Raw genomic sequence first — 20109 nt, 5'->3', positions numbered from 1 at the left:
AGGAATGTAAGATGCAGCTTCAACAATTGGCTTCACTGCTGGCCGTCTCCCGAGTGGTGGGTGACGGTACAGTGGATTGCCGAGGAATCGGGGCGGATTCACGTCGTGTCCAGCCGGGAGACTTATTTCTGTGCTTGCCCGGTTTTACAGTAGACGGACATGACTATGCTGGGCAGGCCGTTGCGTCAGGAGCGGCGGCTTTGGTCGTAGAGAGAGAACTGGATGTGCCTGTTCCGCAGCTCGTTGTTAAGGATGCGCGACATGCCATGGCGGTTTTGGCGGATTATATGTTTGATTCACCAAGCCGACGCATGCGTATGATCGGTATAACCGGAACAAACGGAAAAACAACGATAACATACCTGATTGAAAAGATCATGCAGGATGCTGGGGTGAACACCGGGCTGATTGGTACCATTCAAATGCGTTACAACGGCCAGTCTTATCCGATGTCCGGCACTACGCCTGAAGCAGTAGAACTGCAACGTTATCTCGGGAATATGGCAGAGCAAGGGGTTCAATGCTGTGTCATGGAGGTATCCTCACATGCTTTGGAGCAGGGCCGTGTCAAAGGAACAGATTTTCGTACCGCTATATTTACAAACCTGACGCAGGACCATCTAGACTATCACAACACGATGGAGGAGTACCGCGCTGCCAAGGGACTTTTGTTTTCCAGACTGGGAAATGCCTTCTCGCGTGATACATCCTATAGTAAATATGCTGTTCTGAATGCAGACGATCCAGCCTCTTCCTATTTGCAGGCTCAAACTGCGGCTCAAGTGATTACCTACGGCGTGGAAAAGGATTCGGATGTACAAGCGTCTCGTATCACTATAAGTGCCAAGGGAACCTCCTTCCATGTATCCACTTTTAAAGGAGAAACTGACATTGAGCTTCGAATGGTAGGCAAGTTTAATGTGTACAACGCACTAGCAGCCATTTCAGCTGCTTTGCTGGAAGGAATCTCACTGGTAGATATCAAGCGGAGCCTGGAATCTATCGCAGGCGTGGATGGGCGCGTAGAGCCTGTTGATGCGGGTCAACCCTTTGCTGTAATTGTTGATTATGCCCATACGCCAGACGGATTGGAAAATGTCCTTCGCACCGTAAAGGAATTTGCGACTGGTAAAGTATGGTGTGTGTTTGGTTGCGGCGGAGATCGAGATCGTACAAAACGTCCGTTGATGGGAAAAATTGCTGCACGATACAGCGATCATTCGTTTATTACTTCCGACAATCCGCGAACAGAAGACCCGATAGTGATTTTGAAAGATATCGAACAAGGGTTGATTGATGAAGGTGTACCTGCCGAACGTTATGAACTGATCGTGGATCGCAGAACTGCAATTCATAAAGCTGTTGAAATGGCAAGCCCTGACGATGTAGTATTGATTGCGGGAAAAGGTCATGAGACTTACCAGTTGATCGGAAAAACGGTGCATGAATTCGATGATCGCATCGTAGCCAAAGAAGCGATAAGGGGTTTATCCAAGTGATGAAAAGAACAATCGGTCAGATTGCATCCATGTGTGGAGGAACACTTCACGCAGAGGCGGACGCCGAACGGATGGTTGAGGGCGTTTTTACAGACTCACGCAGGCCGCAGAGCCTGGGACTGTTCGTTCCACTCGTGGGTGAACGATTTGATGGACATCATTATGTTCAGCAGATCGTCAGCGAGAGAGGGGCAACAGCATATCTATGGCAAAAGGATCATGGAGCATCCCCGACCGTCAATGCTATTGAGGTCGAGGATACGTTAGAAGCCCTTCAGCATCTAGCAGCTGCATACTTGCGCGAAACTGGCGTTTCTGTCGTTGGAATCACGGGAAGCAACGGCAAGACGACGACAAAAGATATTGTAAATGCTCTATTAGGCACGACTTTTAAAGTACACAAAACCGAAGGGAATTATAACAATCATATCGGGTTGCCTTTAACAGTACTGTCCATGCCGCAGGATACAGATATCCTGATTCTGGAGATGGGCATGAGTGGACGCGGGGAAATCCGTCTGCTGGCTAATATTGCCCAACCAGATGTAGCTGTCATAACTAACATTGGCGAATCGCATTTACTTCAGCTTGGTTCTCGCACTGAAATTGCTCGTGCAAAGCTGGAAATCGCAAGTGGGATTAAACCCGGTGGATTGCTTATCTATAATGGGGATGAACCACTACTTCCACAAGTGTTGGCGGAGCCTGAAACGGTCAAGCCTGAAGGATTAAAATTATTCACGTTCGGGTTAGCTGCGGACAATGATGATTATCCGACTGAAATCACTTCGGATGGAGAAGGTAGCTTATTCATAACAGCCCAATCCGGCCAAGAGGCTTTCCGGCTTCCCTTGCTCGGACAGCACAATGTTGTAAACGGATTGGCAGCGCTGGCGGTAGCACGTCATTTCAATGTGGATGTAGACCATATACGTAAAGGGTTGTCGTCTTTAAAGCTGACGGGCATGCGCATTGAGGTCGTGAAGTGTTCGGATGGACTTACGGTGCTAAATGACGCTTACAATGCCAGTCCTGCTTCAATGAAGGCTGCAATTCAGACGTTGTCTGCATATAAAACGGGTGGACGTAAAATTGCCGTGCTTGGTGACATGCTGGAGCTGGGCGCTGAGGAAAAGCAATTTCATGAAGAAATTGGGCGTTTTGCTGCAAAGCATAACATAGAGGCACTGTTTACCTATGGTGCATTAGGCGCTTCGATTGCGCAGGGTGCGCAAGGGACAATGCCAACTGCTAACGTACATGCTTATACAGATAAGCAAAAGCTGATCCAGCATTTGCGATCTTATCTCCATGCCGATGATATTGTGCTGGTTAAGGCATCCAGAGGGATGCGATTAGAAGAAATTGTGGATGCGCTGAAAAACGGTCCGCTACAGAACTGATGTTGACGAGAGGGAGACTCCCATGGATATTCAATTATTACTGCTGACGATCGTCGTATCGTTTATACTGGCGGTCATTGCCGCTCCACTGCTCATTCCGCTGCTGCGGCGAATGAAATTCGGCCAGCAGGTCCGGGATGACGGGCCACAAAGCCATCTTAAAAAGATAGGTACGCCTACAATGGGCGGTATCGTAATCTTGCTGGCTTTTACGCTGACCTTTCTAAAGTTTTCAGCTATTAAAAATACGGACTTTTACGTTCTGCTGGTTGCTACGCTCGGTTTTGGGCTGATCGGCTTTTTGGACGACTATATTAAAATCGTATTCAAACGCTCGCTCGGTCTGACAGCGCGTCAAAAGCTGTTCGGGCAGTTATTGTTTGGCGCGATTATGTGCTGGCTTCTGATTAGCAATGATCACAGCACGGCAATTGGCATCCCGGGCACCTCATGGTCATTTGATTGGGGCGGTTGGTTCTATTATCCGTTCATTATTATCATGATGCTGGCGATCAGCAACGCTGTCAATTTTACAGATGGGCTGGACGGGCTGCTGTCTGGTACAAGTGCGATTGCATTTGCTGCTTATGCCATTGTGGCGATTCAAGCAACCTCGCTTCCAGCTGCAGTTTGCGCAGCGGCCATGATTGGCGCTGTACTTGGTTTTCTCGTATATAATGCTCATCCTGCCAAGGTATTTATGGGTGACACAGGCTCGCTGGGAATCGGCGGAGCCATTGGTGCCATTGCCATTGTTACGAAAAGCGAAATTTTGTTCCTCATCATCGGTGGTGTATTCGTGATTGAAATGCTGTCCGTGGTCTTGCAGGTAGCTTCCTTTAAAACCCGTGGCAAGCGTATTTTCAAAATGAGCCCGATTCATCATCATTTCGAGCTGTCCGGCTGGTCCGAATGGCGCGTAGTTATTACATTCTGGGCTGTAGGACTGCTGTTGGCAGGACTTGGACTTTATCTCAACAAGGGGTTGTAGACAAATGAATCATCCAGACGCATACCGAGATCAGGAAGTTGTCATTATCGGTCTGGCCAAAAGCGGCGTACAAGTTGCCAAGGTGCTACATCAGGCCGGGGCCAAGCTCACAGTCAATGATAAAAAAGATAGGGAACAATGTCCCGAAGCTTCTGAATTAGAGGCTTTGGGAATTTCCGTTTTATGCGGGGGTCACCCGGAAGGGCTGATTCATCCTGGAGTGAAACTAGTTGTCAAAAATCCAGGAATTCCTTACACGGCCCCTCCCGTACAGAAAGCTGTCGAGCTCGGCATTGAGGTCGTGACCGAGGTTGAGGTCGCCTACCATCTATGCAAAGCTCCGATTATCGGAATTACTGGCTCCAACGGAAAGACGACCACGACCACTTGGGTGGGCAAGTTGTTGGAGGCATCCGGCATGAATCCGATCGTGGCTGGTAATATCGGTACGCCATTATGCGAGGCGGCTGTGGACGCCAAGTCGGACGAGTGGATGGTTGTGGAGCTGAGCAGCTTTCAGTTAAAAGGAACAAAGGATTTCAAGCCCGCTGTAGCCTGTTTGCTCAATGTAGCTGAGACCCATTTGGACTACCACGGAGGCATGGAGGACTACGTTGCATCAAAGGCACGTCTATTTGCCAATCAAACAGCGTCGGATACCGCGGTGGTGAACTGGGATGATCCCGTCTGCCGGGAGCTTGTGCCCTATATTCAAGCGAAGCTGCTTCCTTTCTCAATGACGGAACGTTTGCAGGAAGGGGTGTTCGCTGACCCGCCATACATACCGGATGTGACGGATGATATTGAAAGAAACATCGTATACCGTGATGGAAATGGGGTACTGCATCCCATTATAGGCGTGACCGATATTGGGCTTCCGGGTCGTTTTAACGTAGAAAATGCTCTAGCTGCTTGTGCAATCGCCATTGCCGCAGGAGCAGAACCAGCAAAATTAGCGGAACCATTAAGCGCTTTTCGCGGTGTAGAACATCGGCTTGAATATGTTTTAGAACACGGTGGAGTAGCTTATTACAACAATTCCAAAGCAACCAATTCGAAAGCGACAATGATGGCCTTATCTTCCTTTAAGCAACCCATCGTACTCATTGCCGGAGGATTGGATCGTGGCTCTGATTATGCGGAGCTTGTACCATCCTTGCAGGAAGGTGTGAAAGCTGTTGTACTCTTGGGTGAGACACGGCATAAGCTGGCAGATCGGGCTCGTCAGGCTGGAATAGAGCATGTCAAGGTCGTCGATAATGGGGAGGATGCCGCCGCTACGCTCGTGGAGGCTGTAAACAAGGCAGCTCAATTTGCTGAGACGGGAGATGTGGTATTACTCTCACCCGCTTGTGCAAGTTGGGATATGTTCCAATCCTATGAAGAGCGTGGACGTATTTTTAAAGAGGCGGCGCATAAATTGTAAGTAGGGGGGTTGGATAAGCCCCTACTTTTATGCAAGGGGTGGCCTCCTGATGAAGCAATCTCGTCCGGCGCCAGATATATGGCTTTTCGTCTGTATTGTAAGCTTGTTAGCCATCGGCATGGTTATGGTATACAGCGCGGGCGCCGTCCTCGCTTTTCACGAGTACGGGGACTCCTACTATTTTGTTAAACGACAATTGCTGTTTGCGGGGCTCGGCCTTGTAGCCATGTACTTTACTGCCAGAACGGACTATCGGATTTGGCAGAAATATGCCAAGGTCGTATTGTTGATCTGTCTGGCTCTACTGGTTGCCGTTTTAATCCCTGGCATTGGTGTAGTAAGAGGCGGAGCACGAAGCTGGCTCGGTATTAGCTCTTTTGGCATTCAGCCTTCCGAGTTTATGAAGCTGGGTATGATTCTTTTTCTCTCTCAATGGCTCAGTCGTCCTGACTATGATATTAGCTCTTTTACGCGCGGGCTGTTGCCTCCGCTTGGGCTCATGGGACTGGCCTTTGGGCTCATCATGCTCCAGCCTGATTTGGGCACAGGCACGGTAATGATGGGAGCATCCATGCTGATCGTATTTACGGCAGGCGCGCGTATGAAGCATCTTGGTCTACTGGCCTTGTCGGGGGCAGCGGGGTTTGCTGCACTTATTGCAGCTGCCCCTTATCGACTCCAGCGTATTACCGCATTTCTGGACCCTTGGTCTGATCCACTTGGCGCGGGTTATCAAATTATTCAATCGCTATATGCTATTGGTCCTGGCGGATTGGCAGGCTTGGGGCTCGGCATGAGTCGGCAAAAATATAGCTACGTTCCTGAGCCACAGACGGACTTTATCTTTTCCATACTGGCGGAGGAGCTTGGTTTTATCGGTGGAATGACGGTGCTGGGGCTTTTTTTGGTCCTTGTTTGGAGAGGGATGCGTGTCGCTATTACCATCCCGGACACCTATGGCAGTTTGCTTGCGGTAGGTATTGTCGGAATGGTGGCGGTACAGGTCGTTATTAATATTGGTGTTGTTATCGGTCTAATGCCGGTGACAGGAATAACACTGCCCTTAATCAGCTATGGAGGTTCTTCATTGACCTTAATGCTAACTGCTCTGGGCATTTTATTAAATTTATCACGTTATGCGAGGTGAACGTTTATGCGCGTCGTGTTGAGCGGCGGCGGTACTGGAGGGCATATTTATCCAGCGCTGGCCGTAGCCAGACAGTGCGAAGAAATAGATCCGGACGCTGAATTTTTATACATTGGCGGTCAACGAGGGCTCGAAAGTAAATTAGTTCCTCAGGAAAAAATTCCATTTGAGGCTATTGATATCACAGGATTTCGTCGCAGCTTGTCTGTAGAAAATATAAAAACAATCATGCGCTTTTTCAAAGGAGTTCGCAGGTCCAAAGCATTATTAAAGAAATTTAAGCCAGATATCGTTATTGGCACCGGGGGATATGTATGCGGCCCTGTCGTTTATGCAGCTTCCAAGTTGGGAATACCCAGCATTATTCATGAACAAAATGCAATTCCTGGGTTGACCAATGCATTTCTGAGTCGCTATGTGGATACAGTGGCTGTTAGCTTTGAAGGCTCGGAAGGAGCTTTTCCTAAAGCTAAAAATGTACTATACACTGGGAACCCCCGTGCTACAACAGTTCGTTTGGCTAACCGGGATCGGGGATTTGCTACAATAGGGGTTCCGATGAACAGCTCAGTTGTCCTGGTGGTTGGCGGCAGCAGAGGAGCGAAGGCCATTAATGATGCCATGATTGCAATGGTTCCGCAACTTTCGCAACTGAAAGACGTCCATTTTGTATATGTGACTGGCGAATCTTACTATGAGCAAACGCTGGACAGCATACGAAATCAGATCGGCTCATTGCCCAATCATCTACACGTGCTTCCCTATATTCACAATATGCCTGAGGTACTGGCTTGTACCTCTTTAATTGTTAATCGCGCAGGTGCGTCCTTCTTGGCAGAGATTACATCGCTCGGCATTCCGTCCATTCTGATTCCATCACCCAATGTGACGAATAACCACCAGGAGGCTAATGCTCGTACACTTGAAAAGGCAGGGGCTTCTGTCATGATCACAGAAAAGGAATTGAGTGGCCCGGCTCTGTTTCAATCTATAGCGGAAATTATGAAGGATGAGGCAAGGCGGAGCCGGATGGCGGAGTTGGCATCTGCGCTTGGCAAGCCTGACTCAGCAGATATTTTAGTAAAAGAAATGGAGCGTCTTGCCCATAAAAGGTAGTCCGCAGCGCAGATTTGGGCGGTTGTCACACACCGGACGGTATTTACATAGGATACCCTATAGATTGTGACCATCACCCAGGCTGCCGGTTGTTAGGTGAGAGCCTTATAACGATGCGGGGCAAGCAACAAGGAGGTTTCAGTACAATGCAGCAATGGATGCCATTATTAGCGGAGCATGATATCGGAAAAGTGCTGGAGCATGAACCGCTGTCCAAGTATACGACCTGGAAGATCGGAGGCCCTGCGGATGCTCTTGTGATCCCGGATACCAAAGAGCAGTTGGCAAAGATTTTGAAGCTGGCTAGCGAGCACGGAATTCCCTGGATGCAGTTGGGGCGGGGCTCCAACATGCTCGTCTCTGACAAAGGGATTCGGGGACTGGTGATCAAGCTGGGACCAGGATTTGATTATGTTCGTTTTGAGGATGAACAGATCGTTGCTGGTGGAGGCGTTTCACTGGTCAAACTATGTGTTATGGCTAGCAAGCAGGGTCTGTCAGGCCTTGAGTTTGCTGGGGGTATTCCAGGATCGGTCGGTGGGGCTGTCTATATGAACGCCGGTGCCCACGGGTCTGATGTGTCACAAATATTCCAGTCCGCTGAGATTGTGCTGGATACAGGGGAATTGGCTGTGTACAATGCCGAGGATATGCATTTTAGCTATCGTCACTCCGTGCTGCATGAGCAACGTGGAATGGTGACAGAGGCAGTGTTCCAGATGAAGCGGGGGGACCGAGAGGAAATCTCAGCAGCGCTTGCGGCTTTTAAAGACCGCCGTAGGCTGACCCAGCCGCTACAGTTAGCTTGTGCAGGAAGCGTGTTCCGTAATCCACCAGGAGACTATGCTGCCCGGCTTATTGAAAGCGCAGGTCTTAAAGGTTTGAAAGCGGGAGGCGCTGAGGTATCTGTACAACATGCTAATTTCATTGTAAATACCGGTCAAGCGACAGCAGAGGACGTGCTTACCCTAATGAAGCATATTCAAAGTACAATATCATCTCAAACCGGCATCAAGCTAGTTCCGGAGGTTTTCGTAGTGGGTGAGCGGTAAACTCGGAGGTGATACATTGGACAAATTGGTGATTGAGGGAGGCCGTCCCCTGTCAGGCACCATACGTATCCATGGGGCGAAAAATGCGGCACTACCTATTCTTGCAGCAAGCTTGCTTGCACAAGGTAAGGTGGAAATTCGGAATGTCCCCCATCTTTTAGACATTAAGGTCATGCTGCATATCCTAGAAAGACTTGGTTGCACATGCCGACATGAAGAGGAAACGGTATATGTGGATACATCGTCCGTCCGAACGTTCCAAATTCCTGAGGATTTGATGAAGCAAATGCGGTCATCTATCTTTCTAATGGGACCGCTGCTCGCCAGATACGGAGAAGTTTCCATTTACCAGCCCGGAGGCTGCGCCATAGGCGAGCGCAAAATAGATCTTCACCTGGAGGGCTTAAAAGCCCTTGGCGCAGAGATCGAGGAGAAAGACGAGCAAATTACGTTTCGAGCCCGCAAGCTGATCGGCTCGGACATCCACATGGATTTTCCGAGCGTAGGGGCAACAGAAAATATTATGATGGCTGCCGCGCTGGCCGAAGGACGAACAACGATTACCAATGCAGCGAGGGAACCAGAGATTCAGGATCTTCAAAACTTTCTGAATGCCATGGGAGCTCATATTATTGGTGCAGGAACAGACACAATTACAATTACGGGGGTCAGTCAACTCAATCCATGTACGTATGAGGTCATTCCTGACCGCATAGTAGCTGGAACAGTTATGATTGCAGCGGCAGCTACACGAGGTAGTGTGTCATTGACACACTGCAATCCTTCCCACTTGTCTGCGCTGATTCACGTCCTCAGGCGGGCTGGTGTTCAAATCGGCATCTTGAATGATATAATGACCGTAAGTTGTATGAGCCGTCCTAAAGCAGTGGAGAGGATCGTTACCTCACCTTATCCGTCATTTCCAACGGACTTGCAATCTCAGGTCATGGTTTTGCTTTCTTTGGCGGACGGCTTCAGTGTCATGAAAGAGACTGTCTTTGAAAGCCGATTTAAGCATGTAGATGAACTGAATGTAATGGGTGCTGATATTACGGTCGATGCGAATGCTGCTTTTATAAGAGGGGTTTCTCGTTTGTACGGGGCTACAGTAGAGGCTACCGATCTGCGGGCAGGGGCTGCACTGGTTATAGCCGGTCTAGCCGCTCAAGGACGTACCATTGTCGAGCAGGTTCACCACATTGACAGAGGGTATGACCGGATCGAACGTCTTTTCCAGGGATTGGGTGCCCGAATGAGCCGTCAGTCTCCGGTGCCCGAGCAACTGGATTTCGTAAATTAATGCCTGTAATGTCCCTCCTTTAACGGGGGGACAAAAGGCTTTTGTGGAGAGAAGCTATGCCAAATGCTCAAATACCTGTTCTTAAAAAGAACAGAACGAAAAAAAGAACAAGCCGGAAGATTGCTATTCTTCTCATTTTGTTGTTTATTGTACTACTCGCTGTTCTCTTTTTCCGTTCTTCGTTGAGTCAGGTTTCTGAAATTCGTTTTGATGGTAATGTATTTTCGACCCGGGAGCAACTTCTTAATCGAAGTGGTCTCGCTGTCGGAGATCAATATTTCGGAGTCAGTTCATCCGACGTCTCTGAGAAGCTGCGGGAAATTCAGTCAATTCAGCAAGTCACAGTGGACAAGCAGTTTCCGGGTATCATTACGATTCACATTAAAGAGTTTGCTACGGTAGCTTACGAGTTGCAAAGCGACGGTAGCCTGCGTGCTATTCTAGCAAATGGGACAAGCGTGGGCGTAGGAAGCAGTGGGATAGCGGTTGAAAAGCCTATTTTGACTAAATGGAAATCAGATGATCCCTACAAAGCGAAGCTGTGTGATGCTTTATCACGCATTCCGGGAGAATGGACAGCTGATATTTCGGAAATCATTCCCGCACCGATTCCTTCTTTTCCAGACCGTATAAAAATGTACACGCGTTCCCAATTTGAGGTTATTACAACCGTTTCATTGTTGAACTCTAAAATCAGCTATTTGAACCAGGTGCTAGAAACAGAAGATCCTGGTGTGATCACAATGCTGGAGGCGGATTCCTACGTTCCATTCAAACCCGATACGAGCGAAGAGGGCCAAGAAAAAGATACTACTCAGTGATGTGAAAAAATGCTAGAATTGATTTTATGGGTAATAGACTTGCCTCCTTCTTTTTTCTTCAAATTTTTATGTGACTGCAACCATAAATTGGCTTCTAAAAAATTTGTAGAAAAAAGAGGGAAAGCATGGAGTATGTTGAATATGTACAGAGTGTGTTTGAAGAACGAAATTCATTTTGGAGTCAGGAGGTGCCACAGACTTGAGCAACAATGACATCATTGTTAGTTTGGACATCGGTACATCCAAAGTTCGGGCTATTATTGGGGAAATGAATAATGGAACCTTTAATATTATTGGAGTTGGATCTGCCGACTCGGAAGGGATTCGCAAAGGTGCAATTGTAGACATTGATCAAACCGTGCAATCAATCCGTAACGCCGTGGATCACGCAGAACGCATGGTTGGTATTCAAATAACAGAAGTGTATGTGGGGATTTCAGGCAACCATATTGGTCTGCAAAATAGTCATGGCGTAGTAGCCGTGTCCAACGAGGACCGTGAAATCGGCGAGGAGGACATTGAACGTGTACTGAAGGCAGCAGAAGTAATTGCCGTACCACCGGAGAGAGAAATTATTGACGTGGTAGCCAAGCAGTATGTCGTAGATGGCCTTGAAGGAATTCAGGACCCTCGTGGTATGATCGGTGTTCGTCTCGAAGTAGAGGCTACGATTGTTACTGGAGGCAAGACCCCAATACATAATCTGTTGCGCTGCGTTGAGAAAGCCGGCCTGAGGATTAAAGATCTCGTCTTGTTGCCTCTTGGAGCTGGACAGTTGTCTCTTTCGAAGGATGAAAAGGTGATGGGTTCCGTGCTGGTGGATATTGGTGCAGGTTCTACGAATGTGGCCATTTTCCAGGAAGGAACGATTGTTGCTACATCAACACTCCCCATCGGCGGAGAATTTGTAACCAATGATATTGCCTACGGACTGAGAACCCTTACCGATCAAGCTGAAAAAGTAAAACTCAAATACGGCTGCGCTTGGTATGATGATGCAGCAGCCGATGTCGTCTTTAAAGTGACCCGTATCGGCAGTAATGTAGATAAGGAGTTCACCCAACAGGATTTGGCTGCTATTATTGAGCCGAGAGTACAGGAAATTTTTCAACTCATTCAGGCGGAAGTTAAGCGCTTGGGTTACACAGAGCTTCCGGGGGGTTATATACTTACCGGAGGCACCGTCTCCATGCCTGGTGTACTTCAGGTGGCACAAAGCGAACTGGCCGCTTCCGTAAGGATCGCTGTACCTGATTTTATCGGTGTAAGGGATCCGGGATATACGAGCGGAGTTGGTATTTTGCATAATGCTATCCGTTACTATCGCGGGAGATCGACTAGTGTTAGCAACAGTGGCGGTAGTACCAAGAAGCCGACTAGCCGAACCAAGAGCAGCAGTCCCGTTGCGGAAGGCGAGCAAAAGCAGGGGTTGATTGAACGCTTAAAAAATATGTTCAGTGAATTTATATAACGTTCATTGCTAATTATGCCAATCATGGACGGGCCATCCATGCACATTGAGGGGGAGATGGAATAGTATGTTGGAATTTGATTTTGAAATGGAGAGCTTGGCTCAAATTAAAGTGATCGGCGTCGGAGGCGGCGGCAGCAATGCAGTTAACCGAATGATCGAAAATGGAGTTCAGGGTGTAGAGTTCATTACAGTCAATACAGATGCCCAGGCGCTTCACTTGGCGAAGTCTGAGCACAAGCTTCAAATTGGCGATAAGCTCACTCGCGGTCTGGGTGCCGGGGCTAACCCTGATGTGGGTAAAAAAGCGGCTGAAGAGTCGCGTGAGCTTATTATGAATACGCTCAAAGGCGCGGATATGGTATTCGTAACTGCCGGAATGGGTGGCGGTACAGGAACCGGAGCGGCCCCTGTCATTGCTGAAATTGCTAAGGAATGCGGTGCGCTGACTGTAGGCGTGGTAACCCGACCATTCACATTTGAAGGGCGTAAACGCTCCAATCAAGCTGAACTTGGCATTGAGGGATTGAAAGAAAAAGTAGACACCTTGATTGTAATCCCGAATGATCGCTTGCTTGAAATTGTGGACAAGAAAACCCCAATGCTGGAAGCATTCCGTGAAGCGGATAATGTTCTGCGTCAGGCCGTACAAGGTATTTCGGATTTGATCGCTGTACCGGGTCTGATCAACCTTGACTTCGCTGACGTAAAAACGATCATGACGGAGCGTGGCTCCGCGTTGATGGGGATTGGCGAAGCAACGGGTGAAAATCGTGCGGCTGAAGCAGCGCGTAAGGCTATCATGAGTCCGTTGCTGGAGACATCCATAGAAGGTGCGCGTGGTGTCATTATGAACATCACTGGCGGCACCAATTTGTCTCTATACGAGGTCAATGAGGCGGCTGAAATTGTAACATCAGCTTCCGATCCGGAAGTGAACATGATTTTCGGTGCCATCATTGATGAAGACTTGAAAGAAGAGATTAAGGTTACCGTGATCGCCACTGGTTTTGAAGGTAAGCCGAGCCAGCCAGCACCGGGACGTAGACCAGCAGCTAACCCAGCGGCTTCCGAAGCAACGGAAAAGTCCTCTCCTAACTTGCGTCCATTCGGTAACACTCAAAGCAGTGACCAATTGGATATTCCGACATTCTTACGTAACCGTTCACGCAATAATAATAACGATAACTAGTTTGAATTTAGAAAGCCCGCATTCTCCTTGGAGATGCGGGCTTCTTTCTGTTTTCTCCCGCATTCCACACGGCCAGTGCTTCTCCTCTTTCCGACAAAATTAGTCGGACACCGTCCCCACCGTTAGACAGACTTTGAAGCGTATGACTACTATACTTAAGCCTATCCTGCAAAATGCTGGGCGGGTGAATCCTTGGTTGTTTATATCGATTTGATTTTCTTGGTCAATTTGTTTATTGATGCTGTGTTGCTAATGGTCACCGCCTGGATGAGAAAGATCCGACCCGTGTGGTGGCGATTAATGACTTCAGCTGGAATTGGCGCAATGTACGTGGTCATGATGTTTGTGCCGGAGCTGTCATTTTTGTTTACGTTTCTAATCAAGCTGGTCTTATCGGTCATTATGCTGCTAGTGGCCTTTGGTTTTGGCAGCATGCAAAAGTATCTTCGTACAATGGGTGCCTTTTACATGATCAATTTTGTAGCAGCAGGTGGCATTTTGGGGATGCATTATTTTCTCCAGAATACGGGAGAATTGCTTAATGGCATCTGGTATACCGCATCAGGTGGAATGTCTTTTGAATTAAAAATCGCATTCTGGTTTATTTTATGCGCATTTGGCGGAGTGATGCTCTTCTTTCGTATTGTGCAGTCCTCAAAGCAGCGTACAGAAAGGATGAGTGGCTTTTTGGGGCAAGTACAGGTGTGGATTGGGCAGGATCATATTGAGTGTACAGGCTTGTTGGATACAGGTAACCAACTGCATGATCCTTTGACCCGAACCCCAGTAATGGTGATGGAGGCGGCTTTGTGGGAATCGTATTTACCCGCCTCTTGGCTCCAAAAATGTTCTGAGGGTAATGCTGATCAACTAGTGATGGATCTGGGGGAGGAATCGTTCAGCTGGCAGGATCGTGTTCGTCTCGTCCCTTATCGTGGAATTAACCGAAGTCATTCCTTTATGCTCGCACTCAAACCAGATCGAGTAGAGGTGGTGATGAATGGGGTTCATTTTGTACATCATCGAGTGCTGATTGGCTTAGACGGGGGGAAGTTGTCATCAGAGGGCAAATATCGTGCCATCATCCACCCAGAAGTGACGGCACACGAAGAGGGGGAGGCTGATACAAACCTAAAACGAGAAGCATATGCTAGAGATCATTTTACAGAATCAAGATAATGGAGAAGAGCACAGGACAAGGTTTAAAGACGAGGAGAAACATTCAATGCTGGAATAGACGGAGCTCAGTAAGACTTAACTTGTACTATTTTCAAAAGGGGGAGAATGATATGAGGGAACAAATGAATTTAAAAATGAAATTTAGGCTAGCATGGCAACTGCAATATTATCGTATTTTATTTTTATTCGGGCTGAAAAGTGAAGAAATTTATTATATTGGCGGTAGCGAGGCGCTCCCCCCTCCATTGACAAGAGACGAGGAAGAGTATTTGCTTGGAAAGCTTTCTTCTGGAGATGCAGCAGTACGGTCGATGCTAATCGAGAGAAATTTGCGGTTAGTTGTGTATATTGCCCGTAAATTTGAGAATACGGGCATCAACATTGAGGATCTCGTATCCATCGGTGCTATTGGGCTGATCAAAGCGGTGAACACTTTTGATCCGGAGAAGAAAATCAAACTTGCCACCTATGCATCCCGATGCATTGAGAATGAGATTTTAATGTATTTGCGTCGCAATAGCAAAACGAGAACGGAGGTTTCTTTTGATGAGCCTCTGAATATCGATTGGGATGGTAATGAGTTGTTGCTTTCCGATGTGATGGGAACGGAAAATGATACCATTTATCGTAATATTGAGGAGCAAGTAGACCGTAAATTATTGCATAAGGCACTGGATAAGCTGACGGATCGAGAGCGTTTGATTATGGAACTTCGCTTCGGTTTACAAGACGGAGAAGAGAAGACACAGAAGGATGTTGCTGACCTGTTGGGTATATCGCAATCGTATATTTCGCGTCTGGAAAAACGAATTATAAAGCGCTTACGAAAGGAATTTAATAAAATGGTATAATGCTTGGAGATATCCGGAAGCGATGGAAACGGCGAATAAAAAAATGACCTCAGGAGATAATGTACATTAATGTTGCTCCTTGGGAGGTAAGACACGATGACCCGAAACAAAGTGGAAATTTGCGGTGTGGATACCGCTAAACTGCCGGTATTAACCAATGCAGAAATGCGCGAGCTGTTCACATCACTTCAGCAAAATAATGAACGATCAGCCAGAGAAAAATTGGTCAACGGCAATCTCCGGCTCGTCCTGAGTGTGATTCAGCGTTTTAACAATCGGGGGGAGTTTGTGGACGATTTGTTCCAGGTAGGATGCATCGGCCTGATGAAGGCGATTGATAATTTTGACCTTTCGCAAAACGTAAAGTTCTCCACTTATGCGGTGCCGATGATCATCGGAGAGATCCGCCGTTATTTGCGGGATAACAACCCGATCCGTGTGTCCCGTTCGTTGCGGGATATTGCATATAAGGCGCTTCAGGTGCGGGACAGTCTGACAAATCTGAACTCGCGGGAACCAACGATTTTTGAAATATCAGAAGTGCTAAATGTGCCTAAAGAAGATGTTGTGTTCGCATTGGATGCGATTCAGGATCCAGTTTCGCTGTTCGAGCCGATATATCACGACGGGGGCGACCCAATCTATGTGATGGATCAGATCAGTGATGACAGAAATAAAGACGTCTCATGGATTGAGGAAATCGCTCTCCGGGAAGCGATGCATCGCCTGGGCCAGCGTGAAAAGATGATATTGTCTATGCGTTTTTATGAAGGAAAGACGCAAATGGAGGTTGCCGACGAAATCGGTATCTCTCAAGCCCAGGTTTCGAGATTAGAGAAGTCGGCTATACAGCAAATGCAAAAACATGTAAAGTCCTAATGAAATGAACAAAATGTTTGAATGATTCAGTGACAAAAACGATCCCGTGCGGATCGTTTTTGCGTTTGTAGGACATTTTTTGGGCTCTTCCACTCATATAGTGAAATAAAGGATGTGATGCGTGTGAATGCACCGGAAACGTCAGTAAGAGCCATGAAAATTTCCGAGTTTCAAACCAAGGATGTCATTAACATTGTAGATGGACGACGTCTGGGACAAATCAGTGATCTGGAGATTGACGTACGACAAGGGAAAATTGAAGCTATTGTGGTTCCGGGCAGCAGTCGATTCATGGGCTGGTTTGGAGGGGGAAGCGAATTGGTTATTCCGTGGCGCAACATTGTGAAAATTGGTTCGGATGTTGTGCTTGTTCGACTGGAGGGATTGCATGAGCCACCGGATGAAAGGGAGGAAAAGCTGTATATCGAACGTCAGGAGCGGAATGACCGACGGGTCTTTTGAACAGGAGGGACACGTAATTTAGTATGTTGTGAAGACACAGCGGCGGCTTTTTGGTACACTGGGCAGTAGAGGTGAGAACAAAATGGAACCGTTTATAGTGAATACCGAGGCTAAAGGGACTACGCCCATGCAAGATGGCAGACGTCCCGTGCCAGAGCTGTTATATATTCAATCTTGGGAGCGGCAGGTTCAGGGATTAACAGTGGGTTTTACAGGACGTCATGGCGGTGTCAGCGAAGCGCCATACGATAGTCTGAACTGTGCGTTTCATGTAGGGGATGACCCCGAGAAAGTCATTCGCAACCGCCGATTAATTGCTGAGCAGCTTGGTTTTGCTGCTGAAGCGTGGACGTGCGGCGAGCAGGTCCACGGTAATCATGTTGCTGTTGTCCAGGCTGCTGATCGTGGGCGAGGCTTTATGGATCGTGCATCAGCTTTTCAGGACACAGATGGACTTTTGACGAATATACCAGGCATTTTGCTGACGTCCTTTTATGCGGACTGTGTACCCCTATATTTTTGTGATCCCGTGCATCGTGTGATTGGGTTGGCGCATGCAGGCTGGAAGGGAACAGTGGCGGAGATTGCGTTGAAAATGGTACAGACCATGCAAACTGAATATGGATCTCAGCCGTCCGATATACTAGCAGCTATTGGTCCTTCCATTGGTCCTGAATCCTATGAGGTAGATGAGCATGTGATGAGCCAAATTCGGGTTTTAGAGCATGATTGCCCGGGTAATGATAAATGGGAAGGTTCTGTTTATTTCCCCTTAACGGGCGGAAAAACACTACTTGACTTGAAACAATGCAATCGACACATTATGATGAAAGCAGGAATATTGCCGAGCCATATCGAATGTACTACCTTGTGCACGAGTAGCCGTAGCGATTTGTTCTTTTCATATCGTAAGGAAGGCGGCGTTACAGGAAGAATGGCGAGTTGGATTGGTCTGGAAGAGAGGTGAGTCCTCCCGTGTCTTTGGAGGAACGAATTAAAGAAGTTAACGCCCGTATCGAAGCGGCATGTGCCCGTAGCGGACGTTCGCGTGATGAAGTAAATGTGATCGCTGTCACGAAATATGTTTCGGCGGCGGCAATGGCATCCGTATTGGATAACGACTTGGAGCATGTGGGCGAAAATCGCTGGCAGGATGCTGCAGATAAATGGAGCAAGTTGGGTGACCGGGGAACGTGGCATTTTATTGGTCATCTCCAAACGAATAAGGTTAAAGATGTAATTGGAAAATTTAAATTTATACATTCGCTTGATCGCTTATCGCTCGCTCAGGAATTGGATAAGAAGGCAGCCGCTTTGGGACTGCGAGTCAAAGCTTTTGTACAAGTCAATATTTCTGGGGAAATTTCAAAATACGGCTTATCCCCCGAGGCGGTCGCCCCTTTCTTGGAACAAATTCGCGAGTTGGAACATGTGGACGTAATCGGCTTGATGACCATGGCTCCTCATGAGGAAGACCCAGAACATACTCGACCTGTGTTTCGAGGATTGCGTGAACTGCGTGATCGGTTAAATGGACAAGCCTTGACTAGAGAACCTATCGTTCACTTGTCTATGGGGATGTCCAATGATTTTGAAGTGGCGGTTGAAGAAGGAGCGACCTGGTTGCGGCTTGGTTCCGTACTGGTCGGACGAGAGGAGGATTTTCAGTGGGCGTAATGAATAAGTTCATGAACTTTCTGGGGCTTCAGGAAGAAGAGGAAGTTATAGAGCGAGAGGTTATGAATACGCCGGAAGATCAAGAAATTGAAACCCCAAGCTTTGATAAACGTAAGAACCAGAAGGGCACGAATGTTGTCAGCATCCATTCACAGAAAAATGTGAAAGTTGTTCTGTATGAGCCGCGTTCTTACGATGAAGCACAGGAAATCGCTGACCATATCCGTTCACATCGCACCGTCGTGGTTAACTTGCAACGAATTCGCAAGGATCAGGCGTTACGTATCATTGATTTTTTGAGTGGTACTGTGTATGCACTGAGTGGCGGCATTTCGAAGGTCGGTAACAATATTTTTCTGTGCACACCGGATACGGTTGAAATTCAAGGCTCCATTACGGAGATACTGGCTGACACTGAACAAGAACTTAACAGAATGAGGTGAGCTTTTCTTGATCGAGGTAATTTACTGGTTATTTCAGATTTATTCGTACATGATCATTGCATATGTTCTGCTGTCATGGCTTCCTAATGCCAGAGAGAGTGTGATCGGTGATCTACTTGCCAGGTTTGTGGAGCCGTATTTGTCTCCTTTTCGCAGGTTTATACCGCCAATCTTCGGGATGATTGATATTTCACCTATCGTAGCGCTGATTGCTTTGCGTTTTGCATCGTACGGTTTGATTTCTTTAATTGGCAATTTCGTCTAGGAGGATTTATGCGAACTGAGATTTATGAGCATTTTCACCCGGATGAACGGGATTATGTGGATCGTGCTTCCGAATGGATCAGTCATGCGGGAGCTTATCATGAGCAGAAGCTGACTGATTTTTTGGATCCGCGACAACAGTACATATTGGAGACACTTGCTTCGAAGGAAGAGAAGGTCACGATTAGGGTAGATGGCGGATATACGGCTTCGGAACGAAAGCGGGCGCTGATTGCGCCCGATTATTCGTATTTGGACGATGAGGAAATGGGAATTCAGGTCCTTTCCATCTCTTCTGATGATCATAAAATCAATACCCTTGAGCACGGCGATTATCTAGGTGCCATTTTGGGGCTTGGAATCAAGCGTGGAAAAATCGGGGACATTCACGTGCTGGATGATGGGTGTCATGTGTTGGTGGCATCAGAGATCGGAGATTTTATAACCATGCATTTGCAGCAGGTACATCGTGTTCATGTTTGGACAGAACTGTTGCCAGTAGCAAGTCTCCGAACGAAGGAAGTTGCATTAGAGGCGATGGATCTGACGGTCGCTTCTTTGCGTCTGGACGGGGTTGCCAGTGACGTCTACAAATTGAGTCGCAGTAAAATATTAACACCGATTCGAGCGGGACGATGTCGGGTAAACTGGAAGGTGGAGGAGAATCCATCTACTTCACTTAAGGTTGGGGACGTTATTTCCATGCAGGGATTTGGGCGTTTCAAAGTGCTTGAAACAGACGGGATGACAAAAAAGGGTAGATTCCGTGTCAAAATTGGTAAGTTTGTATAGCTGTAGGCAGGATTCATGAGGTTTCTGTCGAAAGAATTAACCTATAGCGAAGAACTGGAACGATTTTGCTCTGTACAGTATTCACAAAACGGGGTATGATGACCGATAGATGATAATGAGCGTCGTGACGCGGAAAATGAATTT

General features: G+C 47.5%; 20 protein-coding genes. All 20 read left to right on the top strand.

From position 1 onward, the window contains the following. Positions 1-11: 11 nt before the first annotated feature. Positions 12-1499, top strand: a complete 1488-nt coding sequence (locus EGM68_RS16815) for a UDP-N-acetylmuramoyl-L-alanyl-D-glutamate--2,6-diaminopimelate ligase (RefSeq protein ID WP_090738742.1) — start codon at positions 12-14, stop codon at positions 1497-1499. Further along, positions 1499-2902, top strand: a complete 1404-nt coding sequence (locus EGM68_RS16810; protein WP_025677705.1) for a UDP-N-acetylmuramoyl-tripeptide--D-alanyl-D-alanine ligase — start codon at positions 1499-1501, stop codon at positions 2900-2902. Before EGM68_RS16815 ends, EGM68_RS16810 begins: the two co-directional genes overlap by 1 nt. A 22-nt stretch (positions 2903-2924) precedes the next feature. Further along, the gene (mraY, locus tag EGM68_RS16805) at positions 2925-3893 is read left to right on the top strand and encodes a phospho-N-acetylmuramoyl-pentapeptide-transferase (protein ID WP_013372092.1); all 969 of its coding nucleotides are present in this window, start codon (positions 2925-2927) and stop codon (positions 3891-3893) included. A 4-nt stretch (positions 3894-3897) separates the two neighbouring features. Next, a complete protein-coding gene (gene murD / locus EGM68_RS16800) occupies positions 3898-5319 on the top strand; it encodes a UDP-N-acetylmuramoyl-L-alanine--D-glutamate ligase (RefSeq protein ID WP_129549615.1) in 1422 nt (473 codons plus the stop codon). Between the two features lie 49 nt (positions 5320-5368). Continuing rightward, positions 5369-6466 (top strand): stage V sporulation protein E, encoded by a 1098-nt coding sequence (gene spoVE / locus EGM68_RS16795; protein ID WP_013372090.1) that lies wholly within the window; start codon positions 5369-5371, stop codon positions 6464-6466. 6 nt (positions 6467-6472) lie between these two features. Continuing rightward, the gene (murG, locus tag EGM68_RS16790; protein WP_025677710.1) at positions 6473-7582 is read left to right on the top strand and encodes an undecaprenyldiphospho-muramoylpentapeptide beta-N-acetylglucosaminyltransferase; all 1110 of its coding nucleotides are present in this window, start codon (positions 6473-6475) and stop codon (positions 7580-7582) included. A 146-nt stretch (positions 7583-7728) separates the two neighbouring features. After that, on the top strand, positions 7729-8634 hold the full coding sequence (gene murB / locus EGM68_RS16785) for a UDP-N-acetylmuramate dehydrogenase (protein WP_013372088.1): 906 nt from the start codon (positions 7729-7731) through the stop codon (positions 8632-8634). After that, the gene (gene murA, locus EGM68_RS16780; RefSeq protein ID WP_013372087.1) at positions 8624-9934 is read left to right on the top strand and encodes a UDP-N-acetylglucosamine 1-carboxyvinyltransferase; all 1311 of its coding nucleotides are present in this window, start codon (positions 8624-8626) and stop codon (positions 9932-9934) included. Before murB ends, murA begins: the two co-directional genes overlap by 11 nt. 56 nt (positions 9935-9990) lie before the next feature. Further along, complete coding sequence (locus EGM68_RS16775; protein WP_013372086.1) at positions 9991-10755, top strand: cell division protein FtsQ/DivIB; 765 nt, start codon at positions 9991-9993, stop codon at positions 10753-10755. 199 nt (positions 10756-10954) lie between these two features. Beyond that, complete coding sequence (gene ftsA / locus EGM68_RS16770) at positions 10955-12226, top strand: cell division protein FtsA (protein WP_013372085.1); 1272 nt, start codon at positions 10955-10957, stop codon at positions 12224-12226. A gap of 67 nt (positions 12227-12293) precedes the next feature. Then, positions 12294-13418: a cell division protein FtsZ gene (gene ftsZ / locus EGM68_RS16765; protein ID WP_013372084.1), complete on the top strand. Its 1125-nt coding sequence runs from the start codon at positions 12294-12296 to the stop codon at positions 13416-13418. Positions 13419-13610: 192 nt separating this feature from the next. Then, entirely contained in the window at positions 13611-14597 is a 987-nt protein-coding gene (gene spoIIGA, locus EGM68_RS16760) for a sigma-E processing peptidase SpoIIGA (RefSeq protein ID WP_129549614.1), read from the top strand. Positions 14598-14707: 110 nt separating this feature from the next. Further along, positions 14708-15448 (top strand): RNA polymerase sporulation sigma factor SigE, encoded by a 741-nt coding sequence (gene sigE, locus EGM68_RS16755; RefSeq protein WP_013372081.1) that lies wholly within the window; start codon positions 14708-14710, stop codon positions 15446-15448. A 96-nt stretch (positions 15449-15544) separates the two neighbouring features. Continuing rightward, the gene (sigG, locus tag EGM68_RS16750) at positions 15545-16327 is read left to right on the top strand and encodes an RNA polymerase sporulation sigma factor SigG (protein WP_013372080.1); all 783 of its coding nucleotides are present in this window, start codon (positions 15545-15547) and stop codon (positions 16325-16327) included. Positions 16328-16444: 117 nt separating this feature from the next. After that, positions 16445-16789: a YlmC/YmxH family sporulation protein gene (locus EGM68_RS16745; RefSeq protein WP_016324551.1), complete on the top strand. Its 345-nt coding sequence runs from the start codon at positions 16445-16447 to the stop codon at positions 16787-16789. 82 nt (positions 16790-16871) lie between these two features. Continuing rightward, entirely contained in the window at positions 16872-17756 is an 885-nt protein-coding gene (pgeF, locus tag EGM68_RS16740; protein WP_129549613.1) for a peptidoglycan editing factor PgeF, read from the top strand. A gap of 8 nt (positions 17757-17764) precedes the next feature. Beyond that, on the top strand, positions 17765-18466 hold the full coding sequence (locus EGM68_RS16735) for a YggS family pyridoxal phosphate-dependent enzyme (protein ID WP_058829867.1): 702 nt from the start codon (positions 17765-17767) through the stop codon (positions 18464-18466). Then, entirely contained in the window at positions 18457-18909 is a 453-nt protein-coding gene (locus tag EGM68_RS16730) for a cell division protein SepF (RefSeq protein WP_013372076.1), read from the top strand. Before EGM68_RS16735 ends, EGM68_RS16730 begins: the two co-directional genes overlap by 10 nt. 7 nt (positions 18910-18916) lie before the next feature. Next, a complete protein-coding gene (locus EGM68_RS16725; protein WP_013372075.1) occupies positions 18917-19174 on the top strand; it encodes a YggT family protein in 258 nt (85 codons plus the stop codon). A gap of 8 nt (positions 19175-19182) precedes the next feature. Next, on the top strand, positions 19183-19965 hold the full coding sequence (locus tag EGM68_RS16720; protein ID WP_129549612.1) for a YlmH family RNA-binding protein: 783 nt from the start codon (positions 19183-19185) through the stop codon (positions 19963-19965). The last annotated feature ends 144 nt before the right edge of the window (positions 19966-20109 follow it).

Source organism: Paenibacillus sp. M-152 (assembly GCF_003856555.1).
Taxonomy (GTDB): domain Bacteria; phylum Bacillota; class Bacilli; order Paenibacillales; family Paenibacillaceae; genus Paenibacillus; species Paenibacillus polymyxa_C.
Note: the sequence above shows the minus strand (reverse complement) of the source record. Positions and strands in the feature narration are given on the sequence as shown.